We start from the raw sequence: 15,552 nt of genomic DNA, 5'->3' as shown, positions 1-15,552 counted from the left end.
ATGATCTACCGGGTCCGGCCCCGGTGCCGCGCCGCGCGCGGACGTGCGGGGAAGTGCCGGGAGTGCCGGATTCGTACGGCAGACTTGGGGCGCGAAGACCGAGGCGAAGGATGGGTATGCCGATCACACCTGCCACCGCGACGCACCGTGCGTCGGAGGGCACCGCAGAGGCGATTTTGCTGGAACTGGTCGACGAGAAGGGTGTGACGATCGGCACGGCGGAGAAGCTCGCCGCCCACCAGCCGCCGGGACAGCTGCATCGCGCGTTCTCGGTGTTCCTCTTCGACGAGCAGGGCCGGCTGCTGCTCCAGCAGCGCGCGCTCGGCAAGTACCACTCCCCCGGCGTCTGGTCCAACACCTGCTGTGGTCACCCCTTCCCCGGTGAGGCGCCGTTCGCGGCGGCGGCCCGGCGCACGTACGAGGAGCTGGGCGTGTCGCCGTCGCTGCTGGCGGAGGCGGGGACGGTCCGCTACAACCACCCGGACCCTGCCTCGGGCCTGGTGGAGCAGGAGTACAACCACCTGTTCGTCGGCCTGGTGCAGGCACCGCTCGCGCCGGACGAGGACGAGGTCGCCTCGACCGTCTTCGTGACGGCGGCCGAGCTGGCGGAGCGGCACGCACGCGAACCGTTCTCGGCCTGGTTCATGACCGTGCTGGACGCGGCCCGTCCGGCGATCAGGGAGCTGACGGGCCCGTCCGCGGGCTGGTGAGCGGCGCTACGGCAGCGGCGCGGGCTTGAGCGGCAGGGCGGCCCAGATCACCTTGCCGCCGCTCGCGGTGTGCTCCACGTCGACCACCCCGCCCGCCTCCCGCGCCACCTCGCGGACCAGCAGCAGCCCCCGGCCGCCGGTCCGGCCGTGGTCGGCCTCCAGGGCGGTCGGGCGGTACGGGTGGTTGTCCTCCACGGACACCCGTACCCACTCGGCTCCGACGGCGACCTCCACGGCCAGCACCGGCGACAGCAGCGCCGCGTGCCGGACCGCGTTGGTGACCAGTTCGGAGACGATCAGCAGCAGGCCGTGCACCAGGTCCTCCGAGACCGGCACGCCCTGGCGCAGCAGCAGGTCCCGTACGGCGTGCCGGGCCTGCGGCACCGATGAGTCCACGGCGGCGGCCGTGAACCGCCAGACGCCCTCGTACGGCAGGGGGCCGGGCGGCCGCTCGGCGCCCTCCGCCGGGCGCGCACCGTCCCCGCGCCCGTGGTTGTCCATCGTCCGGTCGCCACCCTCGCGCTCGATTGTCACCACACGTCGAGTGTTGGTAACGATGCGCTGCGGGCCGGACACCTGAACGCAAGTCAGCCGGTATCGAGCGGTTTCTGACCGAGTGCGTATGACACGGTCACGAGAGGGACCGTTCCTGTCCTCGCGGACGCCGCATCCCGAACTATTCGGGTTGTACGCGTTCGGAGTGCCCCTGGTCGGAGACCATGCCGACGACCCGGCGCCCGCCGTAGCCGGTGGCCAGCAGGCCGAGGCCGTCGAAGAGCAGGGCGAGCGAGAAGAAGCAGCCGATGACGTACTGGCTGCTGCTCGGCCAGTGCGCGAGAACCAGGATCCCGAGCAGCAGGTCGAAGACGCCGAGCAGCAGGGTCCAGGCGAACTGCGGACCGCGGACCACCAGGCTGCCGACCAGCCGGAACAGGCCGGCGGCGAGGAACAGCAGGGCGGCGAACATGGTCAGCGCGGCGGCCGTCGCGTGGGGCAGCCGGATGACGACGACACCCGCCGCGATGTTCAGGGCGGCGACGATCACGCCGAGCCAGAAGAAGCTGGTGCCGCGGGCCTGGACGGCGTGCAGCAGGCCGACGACACCGCCGATCAGCAGCAGCCAGCCGAACAGCAGCATCGAGGTCAGCGTGGCGAGGCCGGTGTAGACGAGTCCGACGAGACCGGCGAGGACGAGGATCACGCCGAGCACCGCGAGCCAGCTGAAGCCGCGGTGCAGCTTCGCCGCCTTGCCCCTGGGCTTCCCGGACCTGGCCATCGCCACCTCCTGATATCGCCCGCTTTGTCGGCTACTTCCGTTTTTGTCCCCGTCGGACGGGGTGTCGTAACGCACAGCGGCGGTCCCCGGGCGGGTGGATAGCATCCGCGCATGGACCCCCAGCTGTCGCACCAGGTCACCGGATCCGTCGCCACCGTCGTCATCCGCCACCCCGCCAAGCGCAACGCCATGACGGCCGCGATGTGGCGGGCGCTGCCGCCGCTGCTGGCGGAGCTGGCGGCCGATTCGCGGGTGCGGGCGCTGGTGCTGACCGGGGAGGGCGGGACGTTCTGCGCGGGCGCGGACATCTCCACGCTGCGGGAGTCGCCGCAGGAGGCGCAGGGGCTCGCGGTGGCGGCCGAGGAGGCCCTGGCCGCGTTCCCCAAGCCGTCGCTGGCCGCCGTGCGCGGGCACTGTGTGGGCGGCGGGGCGCAGCTCGCGGCGGCCTGTGATCTGCGGCTGGCGGAGGAGAGCGCGCTGTTCGGGGTGACACCGGCGCGGCTCGGCATCGTCTACCCGGCCTCCTCCACCCGCCGGCTGGTGTCCCTGGTCGGCCCGGCCGCCGCCAAGTACCTCCTGTTCACGGCCGAGTTGATCGACGCCCGGCGGGCGCTGCGCACCGGGCTGGTGGACGAGGTGCTGGCGGAGGGCGAACTGGGGAAGCGGGTCGCCGAGTTGACCGGCGTCCTGGTGGCCCGCTCGCAGCTCACCCAGGCCGCGGCGAAGGAGTTCGCGGACGGCCGGACGGACCGGGACGCCCACTGGGCGGAGCAGGCGCGCGGCAGCGGCGACACCGCGGAGGGCGTCGCCGCGTTCCTGGAGCGCCGGCAGCCGCGCTTCACCTGGAGCGTGCCCGCGTCCGGGTCCGCGCCGGACGCGGCATCGCCGGACGCGGCCGCGTCGGACGTGTCCGCCGCGCACGTGCCCACGTCAGGTTGACACCTGCCTACGTCAGGTTGAAACGGCTGCCCGCGCGCAGTTCCTCGACGAGGTGCGCGGGCGCCTTCCGCGGGGAGCCGGCGTCGTACGGCGGCTGCGGGTCGTACTCGGTCAGCAGCTGGACGGCCTGGGCGTGTTCGTCGCCGGCGATCCGGCCGGACAGGGTGAGGGCCATGTCGATGCCGGCGGAGACCCCGGCCGCGGTGACGTACTTGCCGTCGGTCACCACCCGCTCGCCGACCGGCTCCGCGCCGAACGTCCGCAGCAGCTCCAGGGCGGTCCAGTGGCTGGTCGCCCGCCGCCCCCGGAGCAGTCCCGCGGCGGCGAGCAGCAGCGAGCCCGAGCAGACGGAGGTCGTCCAGGTGCTCGCCGCGTCGGCCGCGCGCAGCCACTGCAGCAGGACCGGGTTGTCCAGCTGCTCCTGGGTGCCGGGCCCGCCCGACACGACGACGACGTCGGGCTCGGGCACCTCGTCCAGGGCCCGGTCCGCCGAGAGCGCGAGGAACCCGGTGTCGGCGCGGACGGTCCCGGTCCGCTCGGCGACGAAGTCCAGCCGCACGCCGGGGAGCCGGCTGAGGATCTCGTAGGGGCCGACGACGTCCAGCGCGGTGAAACGGTCGTAGACGACCAGGGCGATGTGCATGGGGGTCCTTTCCGGGTTCAGCGGGTGGGGGCCGGGTGGAAGCGGGTGCGGTACTCCCTGGGAGGTGTGCCCAGGGACTTGAGGAAGGCCCGGCGCATGGCCTCGGGGGTGCCGTAGCCGCTCGCGCGGGAGATGTCCTCGATGCCGCCGGCGGTGTCCTCCAGCAGCCGGCGGGCGTGTTCGAGGCGGATCCGGTCCACGTAGCGGCCGGGGGTCATGCCGGTCTCCTCACGAAAGGCGCGCGCGAAGTGGCGCGGTGACAGCCGGGCCCGGGCGGCGAGCGACTCGACCGTGAGGTCACCGGCCGGGTGCTCGGTGATCCACCGCTGGACCTCCCTGAGGGGCTCGCGCCGCGCGGTCTGCGCGGCGAGCTGCGCGCTGAACTGGGCCTGGTTGCCCGGCCGGCGCAGGAACACCACCAGCCGCCGGGCGACGGCCAGTGCCACGTCGCGGTCCAGGTCCTCCTCCACCAGGGCGAGCGCGAGGTCGATCCCGGAGGTCACGCCGGCGGAGGTGGAGACGCTCCCGTCGCGGACGTAGATCGGCTCCGGTTCCACCGTGACGTCCGGGTGGTCGCGGGCGAGCTTGTCGCAGTAGGCCCAGTGGGTCGTCGCCCGGCGGCCGTCGAGCAGGCCCGCCGCGGCCAGCAGGAGCGCGCCGGTGCACACCGAGACCAGCCGCCGGGGCCGCGGGCCGTGGTCGCGCAGCCACTCCACGAGCCGGGGTTCGACACGGCGCGTTCCCGCACCGCCGGGGACCACCAGGGTGTCCGGCACCGGGGCCCGGCCGAGGGCCCCGTCCGGTACGAGGCGCAGCCCGCCGGAGGTGCGGACGGGCCCGCCGTCGAGGGAGGCCGTACGGATCCGGTACGTGCCGGGCGTGTGGGTCTCGGCGCCGGAGAACACCTCGAGCGGTCCGGTGACGTCGAGGCTCTGCACCTCGTCGAAGAGGACGAACAAAACGGTTCGCTGCGGCATGTCCCCGATTCTTCGACGGCCCTTGCATGGCCGCAATGACGAGTTTCCCACCTTTCCTGCCACGCGGGCATGGGCCGTGCCCGCCGAGGTACCCGGCCCCCGACAACGAGACCCGCGGGAAGGGAGTTCATTCGTGTTCCGTGCCATCGCAGACGTGCTGCGGCAGATCGGCGGAGCCGTCGCCACGGTCGTCACGCTGCCGTTCCGGGCGCTCGCCCGGCTGTTCGGCGGAGCCTCGTCCACCGCGCGCGGCAGCCGGGCCTGACCTTGGGGCCCGGCGCCCCGCCGGGGTGCCGCCCTGATCCCCGGATGTCGGTGTCACCTGCCACAATTGCCGCGCAACCTCAGTGGAGAAGGCGGTACGGGATCGTGACGACACCCGGGTCCATCGAAGCAGGATCCATCGAAGGCAGGATCGCCGAGGAGCTCGGCGTACGGGAGCGGCAGGTGAAGGCCGCGGTGGAGCTGCTGGACGGCGGTTCGACGGTGCCCTTCATCGCCCGCTACCGCAAGGAAGCGACCGAGATGCTCGACGACGCGCAGCTGCGCACGATCGAGGAGCGGCTGCGCTACCTGCGGGAGCTGGAGGAGCGGCGCACGGCGATCCTGGAGTCGGTGCGCGAGCAGGGCAAGCTCACCGAGCAGCTCGAGGCGCAGATCCGGGGCGCCGAGACCAAGGCGCGTCTGGAGGACATCTACCTCCCCTACAAGCCCAAGCGGCGCACCAAGGCGCAGATCGCCCGCGAGGCGGGCCTGGAGCCGCTGGCCGACGGCCTGCTGGGCGACCCGACGGTCGAGCCGCAGGCCGCCGCCGCCGCGTTCGTGGACGCCGGCAAGGGCGTCGCCGACCCGCAGGCCGCGCTGGAGGGCGCCCGGGCGATCCTCACCGAGCGGTTCTCGGAGGACGCCGACCTGATCGGCGAGCTGCGCGAGCGCATGTGGGTGCGCGGGCGGCTGGTCGCGAAGGTGCGGGAGGGCAAGGAGGAGGCCGGCGCCAAGTTCGCCGACTACTTCGACTTCGCCGAGCCGTTCACGGAGCTGCCCTCGCACCGCGTGCTGGCGATGCTGCGCGGTGAGAAGGAGGAGGTCCTGGACCTCGTCCTGGAGCCGGAGGAGCCCGCCGAGTCCCCGTCGGCGCCGTCGTCGTACGAGGGCACCGTCGCCGCCCGGTTCGGAATCGCCGACCGGGGCCGCCCCGCCGACAAGTGGCTGAAGGACACGGTCCGCTGGGCCTGGCGCACCCGCATCCTCGTCCACCTCGGCATCGACCTGCGGCTGCGCCTTCGTACCGCCGCCGAGGACGAGGCGGTGAACGTGTTCGCCGCGAACCTGCGCGACCTGCTGCTGGCCGCCCCGGCCGGCACGCGCGCGACGCTGGGCCTGGACCCCGGTTTCCGTACGGGCGTGAAGGTGGCCGTGGTCGACGCCACCGGCAAGGCCGTCGCCACCGATGTGATCTACCCGCACGTCCCGGCCAACAAGTGGGACGAGGCGATCGCGAAGCTGGCGAGGCTCGCGAAGGACCACGCGGTGGACCTCGTCGCGATCGGCAACGGCACGGCGTCCCGCGAGACGGACAAGCTCGCCACCGAACTCATCGCCAGGCACCCCGAGCTGAAACTCACGAAGGTGATGGTGTCCGAGGCGGGCGCGTCGGTGTACTCGGCCTCGGAGTACGCCTCGCGGGAGCTGCCCGGCATGGACGTGTCGCTGCGCGGCGCGGTCTCCATCGCCCGGCGCCTGCAGGACCCGCTGGCCGAGCTGGTGAAGATCGACCCGAAGTCGATCGGCGTCGGCCAGTACCAGCACGACCTGTCCGAGGTGAAGCTGTCCCGCTCGCTGGACGCGGTGGTGGAGGACTGTGTGAACGGCGTCGGAGTGGACGTCAACACGGCGTCCGTGCCGCTGCTCTCGCGGGTGTCCGGCATCTCGTCCGGCCTGGCCGAGAACATCGTGGCGCACCGGGACGCCAACGGCCCCTTCCTGTCCCGCTCGGCCCTGAAGAAGGTGGCCCGGCTGGGCCCGAAGGCGTACGAGCAGTGCGCGGGCTTCCTGCGCATCCGCGGCGGCGACGACCCGCTGGACGCCTCCAGCGTCCACCCCGAGGCCTACCCGGTGGTGCGCCGCATGGTGAAGACCACCGGTCAGGAGGTGGCCTCGCTCATCGGCAACACGGGCGTGCTGCGCTCGCTGCGGCCCGCCGACTTCGTGGACGACACCTTCGGCCTGCCGACGGTGACGGACATCCTGAAGGAGCTGGAGAAGCCGGGCCGCGACCCGCGTCCCGCCTTCAAGACCGCCACCTTCAAGGAGGGCGTGGAGAAGATCTCGGACCTGTCCGCCGGGATGGTCCTGGAGGGCGTGGTGACGAACGTGGCCGCCTTCGGCGCGTTCGTGGACGTCGGTGTCCACCAGGACGGCCTGGTGCACGTGTCGGCGATGTCGAAGACGTTCGTGAAGGACCCGCGCGATGTGGCGAAGCCCGGTGACATCGTCAAGGTGAAGGTCCTGGACGTGGACATCCCGCGCAAGCGGATCGCGCTGACGCTGCGGCTGGACGACGAGGCCGCCGCCCCTCAGGGCCAGGGCGGCGGCCGGCAGCAGCGGGGCGGCGGCGCCCGGCCGCCCCAGCAGCGGCAGGGGCAGGGGCAGCGGCAGGGCCGCGGCGGTGACCGGGGCGGCCGTCAGGCCCCGCCGCCGTCCAACAGCGCGATGGCGGACGCCCTGCGCCGCGCGGGGCTGGTGGACCCGAAGCGCGGGGGCCGCTGAGCCGGCCTTCCGGCCCCGGCAACGGGGGTTACTGAGTCGGCCCTCCGGCCCCGGCAACGGGGGTCGCTGGATCCGGCCTTCTTGCCCCGGCAACGGGGGTCGCCGGATCCGGTCTTCTTGCCCCGGCAACGGGGGTCGCCGGGGCCGGGCGGGCGTGTCCTGGCACGGGCACACGTCCCGCCGGGGGCCGTCGCGCACAGATGCCCCGCCGCCGCGCGGGTGACCCCGACACGGACAGGCCCCGCCGGGGCCGGGTGAGCCCCGGCGGCGGCGCGCGTCCCGGCCGGTGTCGGGGTCCTGACGGCGGCGCGGCCCGCCGTCGTCCCGCCCGCCCCGGAACGGGCACACGTCCCGTCGGGGGCCCATGGGACCCGACGCGCAAAGGCGCCACCAGGACCGGGCACACCCCGCCAGCGGCGGCGCGCGGACCGGCCTCGTCGGGGCGTCCTAGCGCTCCGTCACCTTTCCGGCCGCCACGTCCAGGTGCCGGGTCACCTGGACCGCGTCCAGCATCCTGCGGTCGTGGGTGACCAGGAGCAGCGTGCCCTCGTAGGAGTCGAGGGCCGACTCCAGCTGTTCGATGGCGGGCAGGTCGAGGTGGTTCGTCGGCTCGTCCAGGACGAGGAGGTTGACGCCCCGGCCCTGGAGCAGCGCCAGCGCGGCGCGGGTGCGTTCCCCCGGGGACAGACTCGCCGCCGGGCGCAGTACGTGATCGGACTTCAGGCCGAACTTGGCGAGCAGCGTGCGCACGTCGACCGGTTCGGTCTCGGGGACGGCCGCGCAGAAGGCGTCGAGCAGGTTCTCGGGGCCGTGGAACACCTTGCGGGCCTGGTCCACCTCGCCGACCAGGACGCCCGAGCCGAGGGCCGCGTGCCCGGAGTCGAGCGGGACGCGGCCGAGCAGCGCGCCGAGCAGGGTCGACTTCCCGGCGCCGTTGGCCCCGGTGACCGCCACCCGGTCCGCCCAGTCGATCTGCAGGGAGACCGGGCCGAAGGTGAAGTCGCCGCGCCGGATCTCGGCGTCGCGCAGCGTGGCCACCACCGCGCCCGAGCGCGGGGCGGAGGCGATCTCCATCCGCAGCTCCCACTCCTTGCGCGGCTCCTCGACCACCTCCAGCCGCTCGATCATGCGCTGCGTCTGCCGGGCCTTGGCGGCCTGCTTCTCGCTGGCCTCGCTGCGGAACTTGCGGCCGATCTTGTCGTTGTCGTTGCCCGCCTTGCGCCGGGCGTTCTTGACGCCCTTGTCCATCCAGGCCCGCTGCATCCGGCCCCGGTCCTCGAGGGCGTTCCTCTTCCCCTCGTACTCCTCGTACTCCTCGCGGGCGTGCCGGCGGGAGACGTCCCGCTCCTCCCGGTAGGCCGCGTAGCCGCCGCCGTAGAGGTTGATCCGGCCCTGCGCCAGGTCGAGTTCGAGGACCTTGGTGACCGTGCGGGTGAGGAACTCGCGGTCGTGGCTGACGACGACCGTGCCCGCGCGCAGGCCGGTGACGAAGCGTTCCAGACGCTCCAGTCCGTCGAGGTCGAGGTCGTTGGTGGGCTCGTCCAGCAGGAAGACGTCGTAGCGGGACAGCAGCAGGGAGGCGAGTCCGGCGCGGGCCGCCTGGCCGCCGGAGAGGGCGGTCATCGGCTGGTCCAGGCCGACGGCGAGGCCGAGGGAGTCGGCGATCTCCTCGGCGCGCTCCTCCAGGTCGGCGCCGCCCAGATCGAGCCAGCGCTCCAGGGCGGCCGCGTAGGCGTCGTCGGCGCCGGGCGCGCCGTCCACCAGGGCCTGGGTGGCCTCGTCCATGGTGCGCTGGGCCTCCGCGACGCCCGTGCGGCGGGCGAGGAACTCGCGGACGCTCTCCCCCGGCCTGCGCTCCGGCTCCTGGGGCAGATGGCCGACGGTCGCGGCCGGCGGGGACAGCCGCAGTTCGCCCTGCTCGGGCGGGGTGAGTCCGGCGAGCATCCGCAGCAGGGTGGATTTGCCGGCGCCGTTGGCACCGACCAGACCGATCACGTCACCGGGGGCGACGACGAGGTCGAGCCCGGCGAACAGGGAGCGGTCGCCGTGGCCGGCGGCGAGGTTCTTTGCGACGAGGGTGGCAGTCATCAGGCGCCGATCCTAATGCGCCGGGCGCCGGCGGCTCAGCCCGCGTTCCCCCGGGTCACCGGCGCCACGAGCACGCCTCCCGGCGTCCGGGCGACGAGGTACGCCTCCCCCTTGACCGCCTTCGGCTCCAGCGCGATGCGATGGCGGCCGGTCTCCAGGAGGCCGTCGAACACCTCCCGGGCACGGTTGCGGTAGAACCGGTCGAGGCGGTACGCGGTGATCCGCACCCGGCACGGCGAGATCACCTCGACGTCCGCGACGGTGCCGGCGGCGGACAGCGCGGTCAGCCGGTGCCGCGGGAGGGGGCCGCGGTCCAGGGCGTGCTCGATCTGGGCGACGAGCAGCGGAACGATCGGGGCGAGCCCGTCCACCGGGGTGACCTCCGCCCCGGCGCGCTCGAAGGCCTCGAGCACGGCGGCCCGTTCCGCCGCGCCGACCGCGCGGCCGAAGGCGACGGCGCCGTAGCCGCGCAGTTCCTCGGCGGAGACGTCCCGGGCGTCCTGGATGATGTCGGCGCCGATGCCGATGGTGCGCAGCGCGGCGGCCAGCCGGGCGAGGACGGCGACGCGGGCGCCGATCAGCAGGACCCGGCGGCGGGGCGGGGAGGCTTCCTCGAGCAGGGCGTCGAGGGCCGCGCGGTACTCCGCGCCGTGGAAGCGGAACGGTCCCAGCCCGTGGTAGCCGCCCAGCTCCAGGTCCGCGTGCACGTCCGTCTGCCAGGCGAAGTCCCGCCAGATGTAGTCCTCGCCGTCGCGCTCGATGACGGCGGTGACCGCTCCGCAGCCCAGGTCCTCGCACTCGGGGCAGCCGTAGATCACGAACCGGCCGTCCGGGAGCGGCGGTTCGGCCTCCAGCAGCAGCGCCCGCACCTGCGCGGTGAAGATGGCGGGCGGGACGTCCGAGGCGAGCGGGGAGACGGCGTCCAGGTCGGACAGCCTGAACAGCAGCGGCCGGCCGTCCACGAGGAAGTCCACGAAGTCCCGGTGGACCTGGTAGCCGCCGTCGGCGAGGACACCGCCGGCGCGCATCGCCGGTGCCAGGCCGAAGGTCGCGAAGCGGGCAGACATGCTGTGAGTATCCCCACGCCGAAACCGGGGTGAGCGCGGCATGTCACATTCGTCCGGGAGCGGCCTATCGTCCTGGCGTGGACAACGAGCCGAGTGACGAAGTGATCGTGGTCGGGGCCGGGGTCGCCGGGCTGACGACGGCCGTGGTGCTGGCCGAGTCCGGGCGGCGGGTGCGGGTGTGGGCGCGCGAGCCCGCCGGGCGTACGACCTCGGCGGTCGCCGGCGGGCTGTGGTGGCCCTACCGCATCGAGCCGGAGCCGTCGGTGGGTGAGTGGGCGCTGCAGACCCTCGCCGTGTACGAGGAGCTGGCGGACCGGCCGCGGGAGACGGGCGTACGCCTGGTCGAGGGCGTACACCGGGGCGCCCGGCTGGACGGGCTGGGTGCGTGGGCGAGCCGGGTGCCGGGGCTGCGGGCGGTGCCCGGCGGGCTGGCCGCGCGGCTGCCGGTGCTCGACATGCCGGTCCACCTGGTGTGGCTGCGGGAGCGGCTGGCGAGGGCGGGCGGGACGGTGGAGCTCCGCGAGGTGGCCGACCTGGCCGCCGTGCCCGCCGCCGTCGTGGTCAACTGCACGGGTCTCGGGGCCCGTTCGCTGGTGCCGGACCCGGCGGTGCATCCCGTGCGCGGGCAGCTGGTCGTCGTGGAGAACCCGGGGATCACGACCTGGTTCACGTCCGTCGAGCACGCGTCCGCGGTCTCGACGTACGTCATCCCGCAGCCGGGCGGGCTGCTGCTGGGCGGTACGGCTGAGGACGGCGCCTGGTCGGCGGAGCCGGATCCGGACACCGCCGCGGCGATCGTCGAGCGGTGTGCGGCGGTGCGGCCGGAGATCGCCGGTGCGCGGGTGCTCGCCCACCGGGTCGGGCTGCGCCCGGCCCGGGACGCGGTACGGCTGGAGCGGCAGCCCCTGGCCGGCGGCCGCGCCGTGGTCCACAACTACGGCCACGGCGGAGCGGGGATCACCGTGGCGTGGGGGTGCGCGCGGGAGGCGGCCGGGCTGGCGTTCCCGGCCGCCTGAGCCCTCGTCGGGGCGGTGGGGCGGCGACTACCCCGGAATGTGTTCGGCGGTGCGCGGTGCTCGTACGCCGTGCAGAGCCTTCGGTGACGGAGCCGCTCCCGTGGCGTCGGCCGTGGCCCGGGCGAACGCCGCCGCGCCGCCGACCAGCGGCAGCCTGGCCGCCGTACCCGACAGGGACACCGCCAGCGTCGGTGTGGTGGACGGCGGGTCGATGAGGTCCTTGTCCGTGCCCGCGACGATCAGGGCGAGGCGGTGCCCCTCGGGGACGACGTGGTCGGTGGCCGCGAGACGCAGCGTCATCGTGTACGCCCTGCCCGGGGTGAGCGGGACGCCCTTGCCGAGCGAGGCGTAGTGGCCGAGATCGGCCCAGCCGCGGCTGAAGACGGTGTAGTCCACCTGGGCCGTCTTCGCCCTGGTCTCCTTGAAGCAGGAGCTGTCCCCGGCGGTGCTCGCGCCCCAGCAGGTGCGGTTGTCGAGGGTGGTGATGCCCTCGGCGGCGTCCGCGTAGTCACGGATGGTGTCCGGGCCGAGGTCGACCAGGACCGCGGACAGGTGGGCCGAGGCCGTGCTGGGCGTCGCGGTCACCGTCACCGTGGACGAGCCGGACAGGCGCAGGTCGTGGGTGAGCGGCGCGGTGAGGAAGCCGGCCTTCTCCGGGGTGGACGTGGTCAGGCGGGCCGCCCAGTCGGTCTCGCTGCGCTTGGGGTCGTCGGTGAAGGTCTCGGTGCCGGAGGCCGCGTGGAGACCCAGCGTGCCGACGCCGGCGCGGCTGCCGGGGGCCGGGTGCAGGGTGGTGGTGCGGGTGCCGGCGGGCGGCCAGACGCGGGAGGTGACCCACTGTCCGGGGTGGCGTTCGACGTCGGCCATCGGCTCCCGGTCGATGCCGTTGTCGTAGCCGAGGAGTTCGTGGTCGAACCAGCGGTGCAGGGTGTCGACCCAGGCGCCGCGCCGGTAGTCGAAGGGGTCGACGTGGCCGGTCTGGGACAGCCAGATCTTGCGCTCGACGCCGTGCGCGGCGAGGGCGTCCCACCACTGGCCGAAGTGCTTGGTGCGGACGTTGAGGTCCTGCATGCCGTGCACCAGGAACACGCTGGCGCGCACCCTGCCCGCGTCCTTGACGTAGTCCCGCTCGGTCCACAGCCCGGTCCAGTCGCCGCTGCGCGGGCTGCCGTCGGCGAGCTTCTTCTGCACGGCCGCGCAGTGGGCCCGGGCCTCGTCGCTCTGGACGTAGCCGGCCAGTTCGTCGGGGCCGCCCTCGTACAGCGGGGCGCCCTGGGCGAAGTAGTAGTCGTACCAGGAGGAGATGCCGCTGATCGGGACGATGGTCTTCAGGCCCTTGACGCCGGTGGCGGCGACGCCGTTGGCGATGGTGGCGTCCCAGCTCTTGCCGATCATGCCGGTGCGGCCGTCGGTCCAGGTGGCTCTGACCGTCTTGGTGCCGGTGCGGGTGGTGTACGCCCTGGCGCGGCCGTTCAGCCAGTCGACGACGGACTTCGCGGACAGGATGTCGGAGCGGCCGCCGACGTCCACGCAGCCGTCGGAGCGGTTGGTGCCGGCGAGGTCGACGCCGACGAAGGCGTAGCCGCGGGGCACGAAGTAGTTGTCGTAGAACAGCGGCATCTGGACGACGTGGCCGTACCCGTCGTACGTCTTGACCTGGCTCTCGTTGCCGCGCCCGCAGCAGGAGTAGTAGGGGCTGGCGTCCATGATGACCGGAACCTTGCGGCCCTGCCGGGCCGGTTCGGCGGGCCGCACGATGTCGGCGGCGACCCGGTCGGTCTTTCCGTCGCCGTCCCCGTCGAGGCCGGTGTCCACCCAGACCGCCTCACGGACCGCGTGCGCGTACGAGTAGACGGGCCGGCTCTCGCGGGGTGACCTGCTCTGCTGGGTGGCGGCCTGGGCGGCGGCCGGGGTGAGGAAGGCGGCCGTCAGGATGGCGACGACCCCGGTGGCGAGCGTTCTCCAGATCGTGAAGCGCGTTCTCATCGGCATGCGCGGACGGTACTCCGGTCAACTGCCCGGCATAAGAGGGTTTTGCGGCGCCCAGCGTGTCGCGTGACGGCCGAATGGCGATCGTGTGACAGCAGTGACCATGGACAGGTCAGGGGCCACAGGGACTGAATAGGCTCCGAACACACCCTCCGTCCCGACGACTTGGAGCTGACGTGCACCGCAGAATCATCGCGCCGGGCGCACTCGCGGCGGCCTCCCTCCTGCTGGCGATCCCGGCATCGGCCGCGAGCTACTCCCCCGGTGCGCCGGGCATCGGCGACCCCTACTACCCGTACTACGGCAACGGCGGCTACGACGTCTCCCACTACGACCTGCGGCTGCGGTACCAGCCGAAGACGGACGAACTGCAGGGCACGGCGACGATCCTGGCGAGGACCACGCAGGACCTGTCCCGCTTCGACCTGGACTTCCTGCTGGACGTGAGCGAGGTGCGGGTGAACGGCGCGAAGGCCGCGTTCACCCACTCCGGGCAGCACGAACTGGTCGTCACGCCGAAGACGCCGCTGGCCGAGGGCACGCCGCTCACCGTCGTCGTCCGCTACAGCGGGGTGCCGTCGACGAAGAGCGCCTACGGCTTCACCACCTGGCACCGCACCCCCGACGGTGCGGTGGCGGCCGACGAGCCCGAGTCCGCCTGGTGGTGGTTCCCGAGCAACGACCACCCGAGGGACAAGGCCACCTACGACGTGTCGGTGGCCGTGCCGGACGGCACCCAGGCCATCTCCAACGGCACGCTGCAGGCGACCTCTTCGAAGCTGGGCTGGACGCGTTACTCCTGGCGGCAGAACAAGCCGCAGGCGACCTATCTGGCCACGCTCGCGCTGGGCAAGTTCGACATCACCACCGGCACGTCCGACGGCGGAGTGCCGATCGTCAACGCCTACAGCAAGGACCTCGGCGACAACGACGGGGCCGCGCGGGCGAGCGTGGAGCGCACCGGCGAGATCGTGGACTGGCTGAGCGGCTATTTCGGGCCGTATCCGTTCGCCTCGGCCGGCGGGTACGTGCCGAACACCACCACCGGGTACGCGCTGGAGACGCAGACCCGCGTCTACTACAGCCCGAAGCAGTTCGCGAAGGGCGCCAACACGTCGCTGGTCGTGCACGAGCTGGCCCACCAGTGGTACGGCGACGACGTGTCGCTCAAGGGCTGGAAGGACATCTGGCTCAACGAGGGCTTCGCGTCGTACGCGCAGTGGCTGTGGTCCGAGCACGAGGGCGAGGGCACCGCGCGGCAGCTCGCCGACTACGTGTACGCCTCGCACCCGGCCGACGACCCGTTCTGGACGGTCGCGCCCGGCGACCCGGGCCCGGACAAGCAGTTCGACGACGCCGTCTACGACCGGGGCGCCCTCGCCCTGCAGGTGCTGCGCGACAAGGTCGGTGACGACGCGTTCTTCCGCATCCTGAAGGGCTGGCCGAAGAAGCACGCGTACGGCAACGCCTCGGTGGCCGACTTCCGCACGTACGCCGAGCAGGTGTCCGGCAAGCCGCTCGCGGGGCTGTTCGACACCTGGCTGTTCCAGCCGTCGAAGCCGGCCGCGCCCGCGGCCCGCGCCGCGTCCCTGGCGACGGCGGGCACGGCGGTGGCCCAGCCGCGTTCCTGGAAGAGGATCGAGGCGGCCCACGGCGGCCACGGGCACTGAGCCTGCCGCGCGCCGGACGGCCTGGCGGGCGCCCGACGGCCTGGCGGGCGCCCGACGGCCTGGCGGGTCCGACCGGGCGACCGGTTGGACCTGCCGGGGCGGCGCCGGGCGTCAGCTCCCCGTCAGCGCAGCGCCCGGGCGTTCGCGGCCGGCGCGTGACCGCGACCGGCGCGTGGCCGTGGCGGTGGTCGGCCGTGGTCGTGGCTGTGGTCGGCCGTGGTCGTGGCTGTGGCCGGCCGTGGTCGTGGCTGGTTGTGGCTGTGGCTGGCCGGGGCGGGCGCGTAACCGTCGCCGACGCTTGGCCGTGGTCGGCGCGTGACCGTGACCGTGGGTGGCCGCGGCCTGGGCACGACCGTGGCCGACGCACGACCGTGGCCGTGGCCGTGGCTGGTTGTGGCCGTGGCCGGC

General features: G+C 73.5%; 13 protein-coding genes. 6 read left to right on the top strand and 7 right to left on the bottom strand.

Annotated elements, in window-relative coordinates:
* The first annotated feature begins 116 nt into the window (after positions 1-116).
* Complete coding sequence (gene idi / locus AB0N17_RS38585; protein WP_366016340.1) at positions 117-710, top strand: isopentenyl-diphosphate Delta-isomerase; 594 nt, start codon at positions 117-119, stop codon at positions 708-710.
* A gap of 6 nt (positions 711-716) precedes the next feature.
* Here idi and AB0N17_RS38580 read toward each other — a convergent pair whose 3' ends face one another.
* Positions 717-1,211 (bottom strand): ATP-binding protein, encoded by a 495-nt coding sequence (locus AB0N17_RS38580; protein WP_366016357.1) that lies wholly within the window; start codon positions 1,209-1,211, stop codon positions 717-719.
* A 175-nt stretch (positions 1,212-1,386) separates the two neighbouring features.
* Positions 1,387-1,986, bottom strand: coding sequence for a DUF308 domain-containing protein (locus tag AB0N17_RS38575; protein WP_366016339.1), 600 nt, complete (start codon positions 1,984-1,986; stop codon positions 1,387-1,389).
* Between the two features lie 111 nt (positions 1,987-2,097).
* Between AB0N17_RS38575 and AB0N17_RS38570 the strand changes: the two genes are divergently transcribed.
* Positions 2,098-2,925, top strand: a complete 828-nt coding sequence (locus AB0N17_RS38570; protein WP_366016338.1) for an enoyl-CoA hydratase/isomerase family protein — start codon at positions 2,098-2,100, stop codon at positions 2,923-2,925.
* A 7-nt stretch (positions 2,926-2,932) separates the two neighbouring features.
* Here the strand turns inward: AB0N17_RS38570 and AB0N17_RS38565 are convergent, their stop codons facing one another.
* Both AB0N17_RS38565 and AB0N17_RS38560 read right to left on the bottom strand, forming a co-directional pair.
* The gene (locus AB0N17_RS38565; protein WP_366016337.1) at positions 2,933-3,568 is read right to left on the bottom strand and encodes a DJ-1/PfpI family protein; all 636 of its coding nucleotides are present in this window, start codon (positions 3,566-3,568) and stop codon (positions 2,933-2,935) included.
* Between the two features lie 17 nt (positions 3,569-3,585).
* Entirely contained in the window at positions 3,586-4,545 is a 960-nt protein-coding gene (locus tag AB0N17_RS38560) for a GlxA family transcriptional regulator (protein WP_366016336.1), read from the bottom strand.
* Positions 4,546-4,678: 133 nt separating this feature from the next.
* Here AB0N17_RS38560 and AB0N17_RS38555 point away from each other — a divergent pair, with 133 nt between their 5' ends.
* Both AB0N17_RS38555 and AB0N17_RS38550 read left to right on the top strand, forming a co-directional pair.
* Positions 4,679-4,810: an LPFR motif small protein gene (locus tag AB0N17_RS38555; RefSeq protein ID WP_366016335.1), complete on the top strand. Its 132-nt coding sequence runs from the start codon at positions 4,679-4,681 to the stop codon at positions 4,808-4,810.
* 104 nt (positions 4,811-4,914) lie between these two features.
* A complete protein-coding gene (locus AB0N17_RS38550; RefSeq protein WP_366016334.1) occupies positions 4,915-7,314 on the top strand; it encodes a Tex family protein in 2,400 nt (799 codons plus the stop codon).
* Positions 7,315-7,761: 447 nt separating this feature from the next.
* On the opposite strand, the gene AB0N17_RS38545 is transcribed toward AB0N17_RS38550, so the two are convergent.
* Both AB0N17_RS38545 and AB0N17_RS38540 read right to left on the bottom strand, forming a co-directional pair.
* The gene (locus AB0N17_RS38545) at positions 7,762-9,402 is read right to left on the bottom strand and encodes an ABC-F family ATP-binding cassette domain-containing protein (protein WP_366016333.1); all 1,641 of its coding nucleotides are present in this window, start codon (positions 9,400-9,402) and stop codon (positions 7,762-7,764) included.
* A 35-nt stretch (positions 9,403-9,437) separates the two neighbouring features.
* The gene (locus AB0N17_RS38540; protein WP_366016332.1) at positions 9,438-10,469 is read right to left on the bottom strand and encodes an oxidoreductase; all 1,032 of its coding nucleotides are present in this window, start codon (positions 10,467-10,469) and stop codon (positions 9,438-9,440) included.
* 77 nt (positions 10,470-10,546) lie between these two features.
* Between AB0N17_RS38540 and AB0N17_RS38535 the strand changes: the two genes are divergently transcribed.
* On the top strand, positions 10,547-11,485 hold the full coding sequence (locus tag AB0N17_RS38535; protein ID WP_366016331.1) for an FAD-dependent oxidoreductase: 939 nt from the start codon (positions 10,547-10,549) through the stop codon (positions 11,483-11,485).
* 27 nt (positions 11,486-11,512) lie between these two features.
* Here AB0N17_RS38535 and AB0N17_RS38530 read toward each other — a convergent pair whose 3' ends face one another.
* The gene (locus tag AB0N17_RS38530) at positions 11,513-13,477 is read right to left on the bottom strand and encodes a Xaa-Pro dipeptidyl-peptidase (RefSeq protein ID WP_366016330.1); all 1,965 of its coding nucleotides are present in this window, start codon (positions 13,475-13,477) and stop codon (positions 11,513-11,515) included.
* Between the two features lie 173 nt (positions 13,478-13,650).
* On the opposite strand from AB0N17_RS38530, the gene AB0N17_RS38525 reads away from it, so the two are divergent.
* Positions 13,651-15,144 carry a M1 family metallopeptidase gene (locus tag AB0N17_RS38525; RefSeq protein ID WP_366016329.1) on the top strand — a complete coding sequence of 498 codons (1,494 nt, stop codon included), beginning with the start codon at positions 13,651-13,653 and terminating at the stop codon, positions 15,142-15,144.
* Positions 15,145-15,552 lie beyond the last annotated feature (408 nt).

The sequence above is a fragment of the Streptomyces sp. NPDC051133 genome, assembly GCF_040682635.1.
Taxonomy (GTDB): Bacteria; Actinomycetota; Actinomycetes; order Streptomycetales; family Streptomycetaceae; genus Streptomyces.
The sequence above is the reverse complement of the archived record's forward strand: the minus strand, read 5'-3'. Positions and strand labels throughout refer to the sequence as shown.